Source organism: Novosphingobium sp. (genome assembly GCF_965229225.1).
Classification (GTDB): domain Bacteria; phylum Pseudomonadota; class Alphaproteobacteria; order Sphingomonadales; family Sphingomonadaceae; genus Novosphingobium.
Genome location: NZ_OZ245867.1, coordinates 2,847,573 through 2,863,510, shown reverse-complemented (window position 1 = coordinate 2,863,510; position 15,938 = coordinate 2,847,573). Strand labels below are relative to the sequence as shown.

15 protein-coding genes and 1 tRNA gene are annotated in these 15,938 nt (G+C 65.8%); 10 read left to right on the top strand and 6 right to left on the bottom strand.

The window, feature by feature from the left end:
* Positions 1-107: 107 nt before the first annotated feature.
* The 3 genes from ACO06X_RS13240 to ACO06X_RS13230 form a co-directional block, all read right to left on the bottom strand.
* Positions 108-181 (bottom strand) — tRNA-Cys (locus tag ACO06X_RS13240).
* Between the two features lie 86 nt (positions 182-267).
* Positions 268-1,068, bottom strand: a complete 801-nt coding sequence (locus tag ACO06X_RS13235; protein WP_421836717.1) for a crotonase/enoyl-CoA hydratase family protein — start codon at positions 1,066-1,068, stop codon at positions 268-270.
* A 26-nt stretch (positions 1,069-1,094) separates the two neighbouring features.
* Positions 1,095-2,294 carry an LL-diaminopimelate aminotransferase gene (locus tag ACO06X_RS13230; protein ID WP_421836716.1) on the bottom strand — a complete coding sequence of 400 codons (1,200 nt, stop codon included), beginning with the start codon at positions 2,292-2,294 and terminating at the stop codon, positions 1,095-1,097.
* A gap of 150 nt (positions 2,295-2,444) precedes the next feature.
* Between ACO06X_RS13230 and ACO06X_RS13225 the strand changes: the two genes are divergently transcribed.
* The 5 genes from ACO06X_RS13225 (at position 2,445) to lptG (ending at position 8,403) form a co-directional block, all read left to right on the top strand.
* On the top strand, positions 2,445-4,343 hold the full coding sequence (locus tag ACO06X_RS13225; protein ID WP_421836715.1) for a PHA/PHB synthase family protein: 1,899 nt from the start codon (positions 2,445-2,447) through the stop codon (positions 4,341-4,343).
* A gap of 182 nt (positions 4,344-4,525) precedes the next feature.
* Positions 4,526-5,356: a phasin family protein gene (locus tag ACO06X_RS13220; protein WP_421836714.1), complete on the top strand. Its 831-nt coding sequence runs from the start codon at positions 4,526-4,528 to the stop codon at positions 5,354-5,356.
* 241 nt (positions 5,357-5,597) lie between these two features.
* Positions 5,598-5,957, top strand: coding sequence for an ATP-dependent Clp protease adapter ClpS (clpS, locus tag ACO06X_RS13215; RefSeq protein ID WP_421839910.1), 360 nt, complete (start codon positions 5,598-5,600; stop codon positions 5,955-5,957).
* Between the two features lie 123 nt (positions 5,958-6,080).
* The gene (lptF, locus tag ACO06X_RS13210; protein WP_421836713.1) at positions 6,081-7,313 is read left to right on the top strand and encodes an LPS export ABC transporter permease LptF; all 1,233 of its coding nucleotides are present in this window, start codon (positions 6,081-6,083) and stop codon (positions 7,311-7,313) included.
* Positions 7,303-8,403 (top strand): LPS export ABC transporter permease LptG, encoded by a 1,101-nt coding sequence (lptG, locus tag ACO06X_RS13205; protein WP_421836712.1) that lies wholly within the window; start codon positions 7,303-7,305, stop codon positions 8,401-8,403. The genes lptF and lptG overlap by 11 nt, the downstream gene beginning before the upstream one ends.
* Here the strand turns inward: lptG and ACO06X_RS13200 are convergent.
* Positions 8,387-9,280 (bottom strand): MBL fold metallo-hydrolase, encoded by an 894-nt coding sequence (locus ACO06X_RS13200; RefSeq protein ID WP_421836711.1) that lies wholly within the window; start codon positions 9,278-9,280, stop codon positions 8,387-8,389. The genes lptG and ACO06X_RS13200 overlap by 17 nt on opposite strands.
* Before the next feature lie 69 nt (positions 9,281-9,349).
* Between ACO06X_RS13200 and ACO06X_RS13195 the strand changes: the two genes are divergently transcribed.
* From ACO06X_RS13195 to ACO06X_RS13185, 3 genes are read left to right on the top strand one after another with little or no spacing between them, the layout of a single operon-like run.
* Positions 9,350-9,670 carry an ArsR/SmtB family transcription factor gene (locus ACO06X_RS13195; protein ID WP_421836710.1) on the top strand — a complete coding sequence of 107 codons (321 nt, stop codon included), beginning with the start codon at positions 9,350-9,352 and terminating at the stop codon, positions 9,668-9,670.
* A 4-nt stretch (positions 9,671-9,674) separates the two neighbouring features.
* Positions 9,675-10,187, top strand: coding sequence for a rhodanese family protein (locus ACO06X_RS13190; protein WP_421836709.1), 513 nt, complete (start codon positions 9,675-9,677; stop codon positions 10,185-10,187).
* Between the two features lie 4 nt (positions 10,188-10,191).
* Positions 10,192-10,965 (top strand): sulfite exporter TauE/SafE family protein, encoded by a 774-nt coding sequence (locus ACO06X_RS13185; protein ID WP_421836708.1) that lies wholly within the window; start codon positions 10,192-10,194, stop codon positions 10,963-10,965.
* On the opposite strand, the gene ACO06X_RS13180 is transcribed toward ACO06X_RS13185, so the two are convergent.
* Positions 10,962-12,035, bottom strand: coding sequence for a fatty acid desaturase family protein (locus ACO06X_RS13180; RefSeq protein ID WP_421839909.1), 1,074 nt, complete (start codon positions 12,033-12,035; stop codon positions 10,962-10,964). The two genes, ACO06X_RS13185 and ACO06X_RS13180, sit on opposite strands and share 4 nt — an antisense overlap.
* A gap of 174 nt (positions 12,036-12,209) precedes the next feature.
* Between ACO06X_RS13180 and ACO06X_RS13175 the strand changes: the two genes are divergently transcribed.
* On the top strand, positions 12,210-13,379 hold the full coding sequence (locus ACO06X_RS13175; RefSeq protein WP_421839908.1) for an N-acetyltransferase: 1,170 nt from the start codon (positions 12,210-12,212) through the stop codon (positions 13,377-13,379).
* Positions 13,380-13,466: 87 nt separating this feature from the next.
* Complete coding sequence (locus ACO06X_RS13170) at positions 13,467-14,615, top strand: AI-2E family transporter (protein ID WP_421836707.1); 1,149 nt, start codon at positions 13,467-13,469, stop codon at positions 14,613-14,615.
* On the opposite strand, the gene ACO06X_RS13165 is transcribed toward ACO06X_RS13170, so the two are convergent.
* Positions 14,605-15,936, bottom strand: coding sequence for a dicarboxylate/amino acid:cation symporter (locus ACO06X_RS13165; RefSeq protein ID WP_421836706.1), 1,332 nt, complete (start codon positions 15,934-15,936; stop codon positions 14,605-14,607). The genes ACO06X_RS13170 and ACO06X_RS13165 overlap by 11 nt on opposite strands.
* Positions 15,937-15,938 lie beyond the last annotated feature (2 nt).

Genomic DNA, 15,938 nt, shown 5'->3' with positions numbered 1-15,938 from the left:
CTCTTGGAGCACTCGCCAATACCGGATGCCATTGGGCGTCACGAGCAGGTAAAGTCCAGCGCGGCAGCCATTTGCCGGACGTTATCGGACGTCTTCAAACGGTGAAATGGAGGCCCGAGCCGGAATCGAACCGGCGTGCACGGATTTGCAGTCCGCTACGTAACCACTCCGCCATCGGGCCCCGATGCGCATCAGCGTGGAACGGCGCGGTTAGCCGAGCGATGCCGTGCCCGCAACGGGATTCTTTGAGGCCGGCCGTCCTTCGCCTCAAGGATCGACGAAATCGCCCGCGCGCTTTTCCATCCCGGCCTTCACAGCCTCGATCTGGTTGCGCGAATACATGAGCTCGTGCTGCGCCACGCTTTCCGCCATGAGGATCTCGTCCTCGTTCAGATATGCGGTGCGACCGGTCAGCAGCTTGGCTCCGCGCACGGCGGTGGGGCTCTTGCTCGCGATCTCGCGCGCGAGTGCCATCGCGCGGCCCAGTGGATCGGGATCGGCATGGGTGGCAAAGCCGAAGGCGGCCGCTTCGGTCCCGTTGAACTCGCGGTGGGTATAGGTCAGTTCGCGCAGCACATCGTCGCGCACATTGCCGCGCCACAGCACATAGCCGGCCATGTCGGGCACGAGGCCCCACTTCACTTCCATCACCGCCAGACGCGCATCGGGGGCCACGATCCGGATATCCGCACCGCTCGCCACCTGCAGGCCCCCGCCGAAGCAGACGCCGTGGACCGCCGCGATCACCGGCATCGGCAGGCCCCGCCAGACCATGGCGGCATATTGCGCGCGGTTGGCGTTGCCATGGGTGCGGTCGGTCAGGTTTCCGCCACTCCCCCAGCGATCGGGGTTGCCCATGCTCGAAAGATCGAGCCCCGCGCAGAACGAGCGCCCCGCGCCCGAGAGGACCACGCTGCGCACGCCCTTGGCGCTGTGCAGATGGCTCCCGGCCGCAATGATCGCGTCGAACATGGCATCGTCGAGCGCATTCATCTTGTCCGCCCGGTCGAGCAGGACATGGGCGACGTGATCTTCGATGGTGACGCTGACGCGATCATGGAAATTCATGGCTTGGACGTGCTCCCGGTATTGTTTCAGGCGGCGCTGGCGTTGACGCCCATGCTGGAAAGGTAGCGGCGGATGTTGCGCGCGGCCTGGCGCAGGCGCTGCTCGTTCTCCACCATGGCGATGCGCACATAGCCTTCGCCGTCCTCGCCATAGCCGACGCCGGGCGCAACCGCGACTTCGGCGTGGGTGAGCAGCTGCTTCGAAAACTCAAGGCTGCCCATCTCGCGCAGCGCTGGCGGCAGCGGCGCCCAGGCGAACATCGAGGCGCGCGGGGAAGGGATTTCCCACCCGGCGCGGCCGAAGGCTTCGACCATCACGTCGCGGCGCTTTTGATAGAGCAGGCGGTTGGTCTCGACGATATCCTGCGGCCCGTTGAGCGCGGCGCAGGCCGCAGCCTGAATCGGGGTGAAGGCGCCGTAATCGAGGTAGGATTTCACGCGGGTCAGCGCGGCGATCAGTTGCTTGTTGCCCACCGCGAAGCCGACACGCCAACCGGCCATCGAAAACGTCTTCGACATCGAAGTGAACTCGACCGCGACATCCTTCGCGCCCGGCACTTCAAGGATCGAGCGCGTCGGGTTGCCGTCGAAATAGAGCTCGGAATAGGCAAGGTCGGACAGGACCCAGACCTTGTTCTCCTTCGCCCAGGCGACAAGGCGCTCATAGAAGGCAAGATCCACCGTCTCGGCCGTGGGGTTCGACGGGTAGTTGACGATCACCACCGAGGGGCGCGGCACGCTGTAGCGCATCGCGCGATCGAGCGCTTCCCAGTAGCGCTCATCGGGCGTGGTCGGCACCGAGCGGATCGTCGCGCCGGCGATGATGAAGCCAAAGGTGTGGATCGGGTAGCTCGGATTGGGTGCGAGCACGACGTCGCCCGGCGCGGTGATCGCGGTGGCAAGGCTGGCGAGCCCTTCCTTCGAGCCCATGGTCATCACGACCTCGTTCTCGGGATCGAGCTCCACATTGAAGCGGCGGGCGTAGTAGTTGGCCTGCGCCTTGCGCACGCCGGGGATGCCCTTCGACGCGGAATAACCGTGCGCATCGGGCTTCATCGCCACTTCGCACAGCTTCTCGATGACATGCGGCGGCGGCGGGAGATCGGGGTTGCCCATGCCGAGATCGATGATGTCCTGCCCGCGGGCGCGAGCGGCGGCCCTCATCGCGTTCACTTCGGCGATGACGTAGGGCGGCAGGCGCTTCATGCGGTAGAATTCTTCGGTCACGACGGGTTTACTCACTCCTTTGACGCAGCAAAAGCGCCGCGCCATCAGGCCCCTTACGACAATCGTCGGCCTGTGGAAACCGGAAGGGATCACAAGCGCCCCAATCGGCGCTATAAGGCTGCCTCAGCGCAACAGGGATTGGGACCACACATGGCCGACGCCGCCACGCCGCCGGAAAACCCGCTCGATACGGCAGTGATCGAGGATCTCATGCGCCAGCAGGGCGAGGCGGTGCAGGCGCTGTTCGCGCCGTTCCTGCCCACGGCTTCGACTCCCCTGCCCAATCTGGCGTCCGATCCGGCGGCAATGCAGCACTGGGCGATGTCGGCCGCGAAGCTGCAGAAGATGTGGCTCGATTTCGGGGCCGAGCAGGCGGGTCAGATCGAGCCTGCGATGGCGCGCATGGCTGACCCGGGACGCTGGACCTCGCTGTTCAGTGACTGGTACGCCGCGCTGCCGCTCTCGCAGGCCGAAACCCAGGCCAAGCTGTGGGAAGACGGGCTGGAGCTGTGGACCAATGTGCTGGGCCGCTATGGCATCGGGCCAGCCGCCGGCAAGGAAGAGCCGGCAGCGCTGCCGCGCAAGGACCGCCGCTTTGCCGATCCGCGCTGGGCGGATCAGCCGTGGTTCGCGCTGCTCCACCAGACCTATCTGCTGCTCGCCGAAAAGCTCACCGCCATGGCTTCGGACGTCAAGGGACTGCCGCCCGAACGCCAGCACCAGGTGCAATTCTTCACCAAGCTGGTGATCGATGCGCTGAGCCCGGCCAATTTCCCGATGACGAACCCCATCGTGATCGAGCGCACGCTGGAAACGCACGGCGAGAACCTGGTCAAGGGCGTCGAGCACATGCTGGCCGATGTGCGCAAGGGCCAGCTCACCCACACCGATCCGCAGGCTTTCGAGCTCGGCCGCAACATCGCGGTCACGCCGGGCAAGGTCGTCTACGAGACGCCGCTCTTCCAGCTGATCCAGTACAGCCCGGCGACCGAAACCGTGCTCGCGGTGCCGCTGCTGATCTTCCCGCCGTGGATCAACCGCTTCTACATCCTCGATCTCAACCCCAAGAAGAGCTTCATCCGCTGGGCAGTGGAGCAGGGGCTAACGGTGTTCGTCGTCTCGTGGAAATCGGCCGATGCCGCGATGGCGGACATCGTGTGGGACGACTACGTGATGGCGCAGATCGAGGCGATCGACGTTGTGCGCGAACGGCTTGGCGTGCCGCAGGTCCACGCCATCGGTTATTGTGTCGCGGGCACCACGCTGGCGGCAACGCTCGCGCTGATGGCGCGGCGGGGCGAGGCGGACAAGGTGCGTTCCGCCACATTCTTCACCGCGCAGGTCGATTTCGAGAAGGCGGGCGATCTCAAGTCGTTCATCGACGACAAGCAGATCAAGCTGCTGGAGAGCCTTTCGACCGATGGCTACCTCGACGGGCGCTACATGGCTGCCACGTTCAATCTGCTGCGCGGCACCGACCTCATCTGGAACTACGTCGTCAGCAATTACCTGCTGGGCGAGGACTATCCGGCGTTCGACCTGCTGCACTGGAACGGGGACACGACCAACCTGCCGGCCAAGTGGCACAAGGCCTATCTCGAGGACCTCTACCGCGACAACCGGCTGGTCATGCCCGATTCGCTGGCGATCGACGGCACGCCGATCGATCTCAGGCTGATCGCCACGCCTTGCTACATCCAGGCTGGGCGCGAAGATCACATCGCGCCGCCGGAAAGCGTGTGGAAGCTGACCCGCCTGCTGTCAGGGCCGTGGCGCTTCCTGCTGGCGGGCTCGGGCCATATCGCCGGGGTGGTCAATCCGCCCGATGCCGGCAAATACCAGTATTGGCGCAACGACGGCGCACCGACGACGCTCGCTGAGTTTGTCGGCGGAGCGCGCGAGACCAAGGGCAGCTGGTGGCCCGACTGGATCGAATGGATCCGCGAGTCGGATGCGGCCACCGTACCCGCCAAGGGCAAGCGCGTGCCGGGTGGGCGCGGCGACCCGGTGATCGAGGATGCGCCCGGCCGCTATGTGAAGACCCGCTGAGGATTGCTGGAAGCGGGCAAAGCTCCTGCCATTCTGGGCGCTTCTGGCAATGGTGCAGTGCACAAAAGTACTTGACCTGACCCTGCCGACTCCCTATTTTGTGCACTGCAACACGGTCCGCTGCTGATCCAACTTCTTGGATTTTGCTGATGGGGCGTGTGCGGCGCAGGAGCAGTCAGGTCATGGAAGACGACGTCAAGGACATCGCAAGCGCAGCAATTGCCGCGCCGAGTGCCGAGGCCGAAATCGCCCCGGCCCAGCCGCTCGTACAGCCGGAAGTGCTTGCAGCGGAGGCCGCCCCGGTGGTCGCTGCCAAGCAGGCTCCCAAACCCAAGGGCAAGCCCGGTCGTCCCCGCAAGGTCGCCGTGTCTGCCCCCGCAAAGGCTGTCGAAGCGCCGGTGGCGCCGGCTGTTAAGCCGGTCCGGACGGTCAAGGCCAAGGCTGCAAAGCCCGAACCGAAGCCTGCCGCGAAAATCAGCACGACCCCCAAAACCACTGACAAGAACGTCAAGATCAACAAGAAAGAAGCCGTCTCCATGAAGAGCGCGGCGACCAAGCAGAAGGACTTTACCATCATGAACGCCATCCCCACCGAAATGACCGCGACCATCCAGACCGCGATGAAGGAAGCCGCCGACAAGGCAAAGGCCGCGCTCGAAAAGAGCCAGGCCGCGCTGGGCGACATGGGCACCTTCACCAAGGGCAACGTCGAAGCGGTCGTTGAATCGACCAAGATCCTCGCTTCGGGTCTGCAGGAAATGGGCAAGAGCTACGCCGCCGAGACCAAGACCGTGGTCGAGACGATGCAGGCCGAAATGAAGGAACTCGCCGCCGTGAAGTCGCCGGCCGAATTCTTCGAGAAGCAGAACGCGATGCTCCGCAAGCAGTTCGATGCCGCGATGGCCGCGACCTCGAAGAACAGCGAAGCGATGCTCAAGCTCGCCAGCGAGGCTTTCCAGCCGATCTCGAACCGCGTCAGCCTCGCGGTCGAGAAGATCAAGCACGCCGCCTGATCGGTGCGCTACGCCTGCGCTTCGGCGCAGGCGGGCTATGACCACGAAGCGGGCCGGACGGGATTTCCCTCCGGCCCGTTTTCGTTTGCTGGCGGAAAATGTGGCCCAGATGCTGGACTTTAAGGCCAAGTGTTCACCCGCCTCTTGTACGCGGGGGCCTGCGATGCGATATTCCCCTTACGCTATGAGCATGACATCCCATCCCGGCGCCCCCGAAGGCTCTGCCGCATATGCGGTGTGCATGCCCTTGCGCGCGGCCGATGACGAACCCAAGGGCCCCGGTGGCTCCGACAACGGCGGCGGTGATGATCAGGTCGGCATAGCCACCAAGACACGCACGCGGCCCAAGAAGCCCAGCATGTTCAAGGTACTGATGCTGAACGACGATTACACGCCGATGGAATTCGTCGTGATGTGCCTCAAGCGCTTCTTCAACATGGACCTCGAACAGGCGACGCGGGTCATGCTTCATGTTCACCAGAAGGGCGTCGGCGTCTGCGGGATCTTCCCTTACGAGATCGCTGAAACCAAGGTGAACCAGGTGATGGATTTTGCCCGGCAGAACCAGCACCCGCTGCAGTGCACGCTCGAGAAGGCGTGATTCGCGCCTGATTGACCGCCACGGTCGACAGGTCGCTTGGCGCTCCCAGCATTTTCGCCTTCCGCCGGCCTCTGAACCCGGCTAACCGGAACCGTTCACCCGGTCCAGCGAGCTGCCCCGCCCTTGCCTTTGCTTACCGCCACTGACCGATACATCGCCCGGCTCGTCTTCGTGCCGATGTGCGCGGTTTTCGTGATCGCGGCGTCGCTGCTCGTGCTCGACAAGATGCTCAAGCTGTTCGACTTCGTGGCAACGGAAGGCGGGCCGGTCAGCGTCGTGTTCAAGATGCTGGCCAACCTTCTGCCCGAATATGCGAGCCTTGCGATTCCGCTCGGCCTGATGCTCGGCATCCTGCTGGCGTTCCGCCGCCTTGCTACCTCGTCGGAGCTCGACGTGATGCGCGCGGTCGGGCTTTCCTACACGCGGCTGCTGCGGGTGCCCTATCTTTTCACCATAGTGCTTGCGGCGCTCAATCTGCTGATCGTGGGCTATCTCCAGCCGCTTTCGCGCTACTACTACGAACAGCTCCAGTTCGATCTGCGCTCAGGCGCGCTTGGCGCCTCGATCAAGGTGGGCGAGTTCAACACACTGCAGGACCGCACCGCGCTGCGCGTCGATTCGAGCCGCGACGAGGGGCGCGACCTGCGCGGAATCTTCGCGCGGATTGCCGCCAAGGACGGGCAGGTTCTCGTGATCTCCGCGCGCGAGGGCCAGTTCTTCGCCAACAAGGAAAATCCGGACACGGTGATCCTGCGCCTGTCCGAAGGCCAGATCGTGCAGGACGGGCCGGGCATCACCTCTCCGCGCGTGCTCACGTTCGCGACGCATGATCTGCCGATCGATCTGCCCAAGATCGAGCAGTTCCGCAGCCGCGGAGAGCGCGACCGCGAGTATTTCCTGCCCGAACTGCTGCGCATCGGCTGGAGCAAGGATTCGAGCCAGGCCGCGCGCTACCAGAGCATCGCGAGCCTCAACTACCGCCTTGTCGAGGTGGCGATGATGTTCCTGCTGCCGCTGCTGGCGGTCTCGCTGGCGGTGCCGCCCAAGCGGTCTAGCTCGGCACTGGGCGTATTCGTCTCGATCGTGATGGTGGTCGCCTACCACAAGGTGAATGAATACGGGCAGGACGTGGCAAGCCTCGGTCGGATCGATCCGACGCTGGCGCTGTGGGGGCCGTTCGTGCTCTTCGCGGCGCTCATCGTCTCGATGTACTGGCGCCTTGCCTATGTCCCCGGCGGCCAGCCGATCGGTGGGCTCGAAACCGGCTTTGCCAAGATCTCGCGCTCGGTGGTAAAGCTGTTCGCCACGCGCAAACCGGACCGGGCGGTTGCATCGGGAGCAGTCGATGCATCTTGAATTCTTCCCTTCGCGCACGATCACGCTCTACATCGGCCGCCTGTTCGCGGTGCGCATCATCGCCGTGCTGCTGATGCTCGTGCTGGTGCTGCAGATGCTCGACCTGCTGAGCGAAAGCGGCCGGATCCTGGCTGCGCCCGGCAACGGACAGGGCGAACTGCTGACGTATGTCGGCTTGCGCGTCCCGCAACTGATCAGCCGGTTCCTGCCTTATTCGGTGCTGCTCGCCACGATCATCACGCTGATGACGCTCAACCAGAACAGCGAGGTCATCGCGCTCAAGGCAGCCGGCCTGTCCGCCCATCAGGTGCTCGCGCCGCTGTTCCTCGTTGCGGCGCTGACATCCCTGGTTACCCTGGGCTTCAACGAGCGGGTGGTCGTGCGCTCCTCCGCCACGCTCAAGGCCTGGCAAGCGGTCGATTACGGCCCGATCCCGCGTGACAGTGCGGTCAAATCCAACTTGTGGCTGCAGGATGGGGTCAACCTGCTGTTCGCGCGCTCGGTCACCGGCATCGGCAAGCAGACCCGCATGACCGACGTGAGCTGGTATCGCCGCGATCCGGCCGGAATGGTGACCGAGATCGTGCGCTCGCCCGAAGCGACTTATGCCGGGCCCGGCTGGCATTTGAGCCGTCCCACCGGCTTTGACGTGCAGAGCGCGCGCCGCATCACGTATCCTTCGGGTCAAGTCTTCGCGAAAAGCGTCGACCCGGCGCAGGTGGTCATCCGCAAGGCCGATGCCGATGGCGAATCGATCGATCAGCTCTCGCAATCGATCGACGCGATCCGCAGTGCCGGCTATCGCACCAGCGAGCTCGAGGGCAAATGGTGGCACAAGCTTTCTGGCCCGCTTTCAGCCCTGCTGATGCCGCTGCTTGGCGCGGTGGCTGCGTTCGGGCTCGCGCGCTCTGGCATGCTGTTCGTGCGCGCGGTGATCGGCATGGCCTTGGGCTTCGCCTACTTCGTGGTCGATAACGCCGCGCTCGCGATGGGCAATTTCGGGGGCTATCCGCCGCTCCTTGCCGCCTGGGCGCCGTTCTTCCTGTTCCTGCTGATCGGCGAAACGGTGCTGATCAGGACAGAAGAGTAGCCGCCACCGCATCGCCCGCGCGCAGCGGCAAGCGCAGTGCCTGCACCCCTTGCGCATCGACAGGCGGCAACCGCCCGGCGCGAATGTTGACCTGGATCGAAGGCAGCAGCAGGCGCGGCGGCGCCAGCGTCGCATCGCGTGCCTGCCGCAGCGTGACAAACGCCGCCTCGTCGATACCGTCATGCGCCTGCACGTTGGCCCGCCGCTGCTCGCCAACCGTGGTTTCCCACGCAAACCCGGTGCGCTCAGGCCCCTTGTAATCGTGGCAGAGGAACATCCGGGTCTCGTCCGGCAGCGCCAGCAGGCGGCGGATCGAGGCATAAAGCGCATGGGCATCACCGCCCGGAAAATCGCACCGCGCGGTGCCGTAGTCGGGCATGAACAGCGTATCGCCGACGAAGACCGCGTCATCGATGCGAAAGCTGATGCAGGCGGCGGTATGCCCCGGCGTGTGCATCACGGTGAAGGCCAGATTGCCGAGCGGGACCGTTTCGCCATCATGGAGGAGCCGGTCGAAATCGCGGCCTTCGGGCAGCAGATCATCCGCACCGAACATCGGCGCGAAGGTGGCCTGCACTTCGGTAATATGCGCGCCGATGCCGATCCAGGCGCCGGTCCGCGCGGCAATCAGCTTCGCCCCGCTCAGGTGATCGGCGTGGGCGTGGGTTTCGAGCACCATCTCGATCCGCCAGCCCCGCGCCGAGGCAGCTGCCAGCACGGCCTCGACCGAAGCGGAGCCGATCCGCGCGGAGGCCTGGTCGAAATCGAGCACCGGATCGATCACCGCCGCTGTGCCCGTGGCGGGATCGGCGACGAGATAGGTCACGGTGAAGGTCGGCTCGTCGAAGAAGGCGAGAATCGCAGGCGCAGCGTCCATGGCAAGGTCCTTTCGAGACCTCTTTATATTAGCTCTTGCTAAATTAGCAGGTTCTTATATATAGGCTCCATGACGATCCACCCTCCCCTCGATACAGCGACGTTCGAAGCCAACGCCACGATGGTCTCTGGCATTCTGCGCGAACTCGCCAATCCGCACCGACTGATGGTGCTCTGCTCGCTGGCCGAGGCGGGTGAGATGAAGGTGGGCGATATTGCCGAGCGCATCGGGCTCTCGCAGTCCGCGCTTTCGCAGCACCTCGCGCGTCTCCGCGAAGTGGGTCTCGTGGGCTTCACCCGCGAAGCGCAGGTGCTGCGCTACCGGATTGCCGATGCCCGGGTCGAGGCGCTGCTCGCCACGCTCTACCAACTCTATTGCGCTGAGGACTGACACAATGACCTTGCCCCGGATCACCCCCACCGAAACCCGCCGGTTGATAGCTGGCGGCGCGCGCCTGATCGATATCCGCTCGCCGGACGAATTTGCCCGCGCGCGCATTCCCGGCTCCGAGAACCGCCCCATCGACGCCATCGGCCGCGTCGGAGATGCGCCGGCCGTGGTCTATCACTGCCGCAGCGGCATGCGCACCGCCGCCAACGCCGAGCTGCTCGCGGCGGCCAGCGATTGCCCGGCCTACCTGCTCGAAGGCGGACTCGACGCCTGGCGCACGGCGGGGCTGCCGGTGGCGGAAAACCGCAAGGCCCCGCTCGAGATCATGCGGCAGGTGCAGATCACCGCAGGCGCGCTGGTCGTGCTCGGCGTGGTGCTGGGCTTCCTGTTCAGCCCGCTCTTCCTCGGCCTCTCCGCCTTTGTCGGCGCGGGCCTGATGTTTGCCGGCACGACAGGCTGGTGCGGCATGGCCAAGCTCCTCGCGGCAATGCCGTGGAACCGGCGCGCGGCGGCCTGATGCCATGCCACTGGCGATGATCCTTGCCGCATTGGGTTCGGGCGCAGCGATCGGCCTGATCCTCGCCGGGCTCGGTGCGGGTGGATCGATCCTGATGACGCCGCTGCTGGTCTATGCGGTGGGCGTTTCTTCCGCGCACGCCGCGGTGGGCACGAGTGCTGTCGCCGTTACGCTCAACGCACTGGTCGGACTGGCCGGACATGCCCGCGCGGGCACGGTCAAATGGCGCTGCGCCGGGGTGTTTGCGGCAGCGGGCGTCATCGGGGCGAGCCTTGGCGCGGAGCTGGGCAAGGCGCTGGATGGCAAGCGGCTGCTCATGCTGTTCGGCCTGCTGATGATCGGTGTTGGCCTTGCCATGCTCCGCCCGCGCCGCAGCGAGGAACGCGCAGACGTGCGGCTCACCATGACGAGCGCAAGCCAACTCCTGCCGCGCCTGCTCCCCATCGGGCTCGGCACGGGACTGCTGGCGGGCTTCTTCGGGATCGGCGGCGGCTTCCTGATCGTACCGGGGCTGATTGCAGCGACCGCGATGCCGATGCGCTTTGCCTCGGGCACTTCGCTGGTCATCGTCGCGGCGCTGGGCGCGACGACCGCCACGTCCTACGCGCTCTCAGGCTATGTCGACTGGCCGCTGGTGGGCGTTCTGGCCATTGGCGGTGCCGCCGGTGCTGCGCTCGGCATCAAGGGCACCGCAGCGCTCGCTAGCCATCGCGGCATGGTCGAAAAGGGCTTTGCCGCGCTGGTGATCGCGGTCGGCGCCTATGTCGCGCTAAGCTAGCGCGCCGTCATCGTGCTGCGCACCAGCCGGCCGAGCAGCGGGAACAGCCCGGAGTAGCTCGAACGGGTATAGGTCGACGCCAGACCCAGTTCGGCCGTCAGGCGGCGATGCGCCTCCCCCAAGGCGTGATAGGGCACGCTCGGCAGCAGGTGGTGCAGCGCGTGATAGCGCAGGCCGACCGGGGCCCACAGCGCGGTGGCCCAGCCCGGCGGCGGCACGTTGACCGAATCGAGGTACTGCCCCGTCACCGTCATCGTCTCGCCCTCGTTCTCCCAAAGGTGTGCGACCAGCGTGCGCGCCTGATTGAGCACCGCGCCGAGCGCGATCACCACAATGCCGATCAGCAGCGGCCGCCAGCCATGCGTGGCCGACCAGCCGAGCAGGAACCACGCCCAGGCCGAAGCGCCGAGTTCCTGCCAGAACACCATCCGCGCAAAGTCACCCTCGGGCGGGCGGCGGCGGAAGGCCGGGTTGATCGCGAGCGCCGAGGCGCGCGCCCAGACCAGCCGGCGCAGCGGCGGAATGACCACACCCAACGGCACCAGCACCGCCGAACGCACCAGCAGCGCCACCGGCAGCAGAATGGCGGTGAGCAGGAACACCGGAAGCGACCACGGCTTCATCAGCGCGAGCGGCAGGTATTCCGGATCCTCCGCCGTGCCATAACGGGTGCGGGCATGGTGCAGCGGGTGGACGCCTTCATACATGAACGAAGGCGTGAGCATCGGGATGCCGACGATGACGTTCCACGCGAAGCGAAAGCCCGGCAGGGCATTGCGGTGGATATGCGAAAGCTCGTGGATGAACAGCAGCGCACGGTAGAACGCCAGCGCCGAAAGCACCCCGCAAACGGCGGCCACCCACAGGTTTCCGGCAAGGATCGCGCCCGCCAGCGCCGCATAACCCGTCAGCGCCGAGGCCAGCATATCGGGCCAGAACACCGCCGGTTTCGCTTCGCCCAGATCGCGCGTCAGCTCGACCGCCGCGCGCAGCATCGCCTTGTCGTCCGGCGTGCGGGCGAGGATCGCGGCCTCTCGGGGCGCGGCACCGGCGGACTGGGGCTCCAGCATCGGCGGCGTATCGAGAGACGGAGAGGCAAGCATGCGATGATTCCTGATTGACCCGATGCGTTCATCCGGGGCCCTGCCAGCGCTGCGTCCGGCTTGACAATCCGGCCCGGGCCAACGCAGGCAAGCCCTTCGTATTTTTCGATACCTACAAACAAAGGCAATATCGTGGCCGGGATCCCAGACACCAAAGGCGAAGTAAGCATCACCCCGGTTTCCGGCAAGGCCGACCGCACTGCCTTTGTGGACGTGGCCTACCGCATCAACGCGAGCGATCCCGCCTGGGTCCCGCCGCTGCGCATGGAAGCGGTGGAGCTTGTCACGCCGGGCAAGAACCCGTTCTTCGAACATGCCGATGTCCAGCTGTTCCTCGCCCGCCGCGGAGGACGCGTCGTCGGGCGCATCTCGGCGCATATCGATCACCTCGCTGTGGCGATGGACCCGGTGCAGGGCATGGGCCCGGGCACCGGCAACTGGGGCCTGCTCGAGGCGGAAGACGAGAGCGTGGCCGGCGCGCTGATCACTCGCGCCGAGGACTGGCTGCGCGAGAAGGGCATGAACCGCGTGCTCGCCCCGATCTCGATGTCGATCTGGGAGGAGCCGGGCCAGCTTGTGCGCGGGTTCGAGCAATCGCCCACGGTGATGATGGGCCACCAGAGCAGGCGCTACCCGCCCTATATCGAGGCCCTGGGCTACTCCCCGGCCAAGTCGCTGCTCACCTACGAGCTCGATATCACGAAAGAATTCCCCCCGCTGATCCAGCGCATCGTCGCCTCGGGCGAGAAGAACCCGCGCATCCGCATCCGCGGGGTGGACAAGAGCAAGTTCGATGCCGAAGCCAAGCTCATCCTCGACATCCTCAACGATGCATGGTCGGACAACTGGGGCTTCGTTCCCTTCACCGACACCGAGATCGCCTACGCCGGCAAGAAGTTCAAACCGATCGTGCGCGAGGACCTGATCATGGTCGCCGAGTACGACGGCGAGCCGGTGGCCTTCATGATGACGCTGCCCGATCTCAACGAAGTGCTCAAGCCCATGGGCGGTTCGCTGTTTCCGTTCAATTGGGCCAAGCTGCTGCTGTGGCTGCGCAATCCGCGCGTGCGCACCATGCGCGTGCCCTTGATGGGCGTGCGCAAGAAGCTGCAGGCCTCGCGCCTCGCCAGCCAGCTCGCCTTCATGATGATCGAGTATATCCGCCGCAATTCGGTGACGCGTTATGGTTCGACGCGCGGCGAGATCGGCTGGATCCTCGATGACAATCAGGGAATGGTCGCCATCGCCGACGCCATCGACAGCAAGGTCAACAAGGAATACGTGATCTACGGCAAGGAACTGGCGGGATAAGGCGGCGCACAGGCGCGCCAGAACAATTGGCAATCCTCTGTTCCGGCCTTGATCCCGCCACATGCGGAGTCCAGACTACAGCCCGCAATGGCCGACATGCCCGATCCCGAACTTGAAGCTGGCACTGCTGTGCACGGCCTGCCCGACGAATGGGTGGGTGATACGCGCGCGCGGCTGCAATCGGCGATCGTGCTGCTCCTGATGGTTGGCCTGTTCCTTGCGCTGCCCTTCGTGCTGTCGATCGGTGCGGTGGTGTTTCTGCCGCCGGTTACCGCGCTTGTCATCACCATCATCCTTGCTCCTCTGGCCGATCGGCTGAGCCGGATCGGCCTGCCGGGGATGCTCGCTTCGCTTCTGGCGATCCTGACCATGGCCGGCGTGATCGTCGCCGCGCTCGGCCTGATCCTTCAGCCGGCCTTCGCGATGGTCGATCAGGTGCCGGACATGCTCGCGGTCGTCAGCCGGCGCTTTGCCGAACTGCGCGGCAACCTTGCCTGGATCAACGATTTCAACCGCCAGCTTGCCCGGCTCATGGGCCACAGCCCGCGCGAAGTCGTGCTCGCCAGCCCTTCGGTGATCGAACAGGTCGCCTTTGCCACCCCCAGCGTCGTGCTGGAAATCCTCGTCACGCTGCTGATGACCTTCTTCATGATCGAGACGCGCCTGCGCGTGCAACGCCGCCTCGCGCAGAGCAGCCACAGCGCCAATGCTTCGGTGCGCATCGCCCGGGTGATGCGCGATGTGCAGGACCGGGTGGCGGGCTACCTGCTCACTGTCGCGCTGATCAACCTCGGTGTCGGCGTGATCGTCGCGGGCGGAGCCTGGGCCTTCGGCCTCAGCGCGCCGATCATGTGGGGCGGCCTTGCCTTCGTGTTCAATTTCCTCCCCTACCTCGGCCCGCTCGCCATGATGGCGCTGCTGGCGCTGGTCGGGCTCGGCACGGCCAGCTCGGTCGCGGTCGGCGTGGTCCCTGTGCTGGCCTTCCTCGCCCTCCACGCGGTCGAGGCAAACTTCGTGACACCGGCGATCCTCGGCGCCCGCCTCACGGTCAGTCCGGTCTCGATCCTCGTCGCGATCAGCTATTTCTCATGGATCTGGGGCGTGCCCGGCGCGCTGCTTTCGGTGCCGATCCTCATGATCATCGAGGCGCTGCTCGACAATCTCGGCCGCCCAAACGTGATCGGTTTCCTGCTGGGCGAGCCGCTGTTCCGGCCTGCTGCAGGGATCAGTCGCTAGCGACCTGCTCATCATCGAGGCCGGGCATCGCGTCGACCACGGTGGTAACCGCAACGTCGAGCGTCACGTTGCCCAGCGTCCGCATGAGATCGGGCAGCACTTCCACCGCCACCAGCAGCGCGAGCGGCCCCACCGGCACGCCCATGGCGAGCGCGATCGGTCCGCACGAGGTGACAAGGCTGATCGCGCCGGGCAGGCTCACCGCGCCGAAGCTCATCACCGAGGCAACCGCGAAGCCCGCCACCATGTGCCAGGTATCGACCGGAATGCCGAGCCAGTGCGCGAGGTAGATCGCAACGGCGAAGTTCATTGCGGGGCCGGTGCCGCGAAACAGCGCCACGGCCAGCGGCAGGGTAAACTCGGCAGCGCGGTCGCGCACGCCGAGCTGGCGGCAGGCGCCCAGCATCGCCGGGAGCGAGGCGAGCGAGGACTGCGTCGATAGCGCCAGTGCCTGCGCCGGGATGACCGCGCGGGCGAAGGCCCCCAGCGACTGGCGTCCGAACAGCACCGCAATCGGATAGGCGCTGAGGAACATCACCGTGCCGGTCAGCGTCACGATCAGCACATAGTGCGCCAGCGCCCCGATCGCCGCCGCGCCGGTGTGCGCTGCCACCGCGAAGCTCAGCGCGAAGACGCCGACCGGCGCGGTCCACAGGATCCAGCCGACCACGACCAATGTCGCCCCGCCCACGCCCTCGAAGAACGTCAACAGGCTGTCGCGCTGGCGCAGGCCGAGCCGCGCGGCGGCCACGGCGAAGGCCGCAGTGAACAGCAGCAGCGGCAGGATCGCGTCGTTGGCGGCAGAGGCAAACACATTGGCCGGCACGAACGAGGCGACGAAATCGCCCGCCCCCGGCAGCGGCCCGGCGTTCTGGGTCGTGGCGGCGGACATGCTGGATCGCAGCGCTGCGGCCGCGCCCGGTGGGCTGGGGATCAGCAGGAGGAGCGTCGGCACCACAAAAGCGGCCATCGCGGAGCCACCTGCGAGGATGAGGTAGAACCAGCCCAATGCGCGCCGCGCCATGGCTCCGGCCCGCGCCGCCGCCACGGTCTGCACCACACCCATGAACAGCAGCGAGACGACGAGGGGAATGATCGTCGCCCTCAAAGCGCGCAACCACATGTCGCCCATCGGCTCCGCCACCGCCAGCAGCGGTGCAAGCGCACCGGGGGCACGCATCGCCATGGCAAGGCCAAGGCCAAGGCCGCCGATCAGCCCGACGAACGTCCACAGCGTGGGAACCTTGGTGATTTCGGGCAAGGGACTTGGCGAGCGGGGCGCTTCGCTGGCGGATGAAGGATCGTTAATCGCTTGGTTCATGG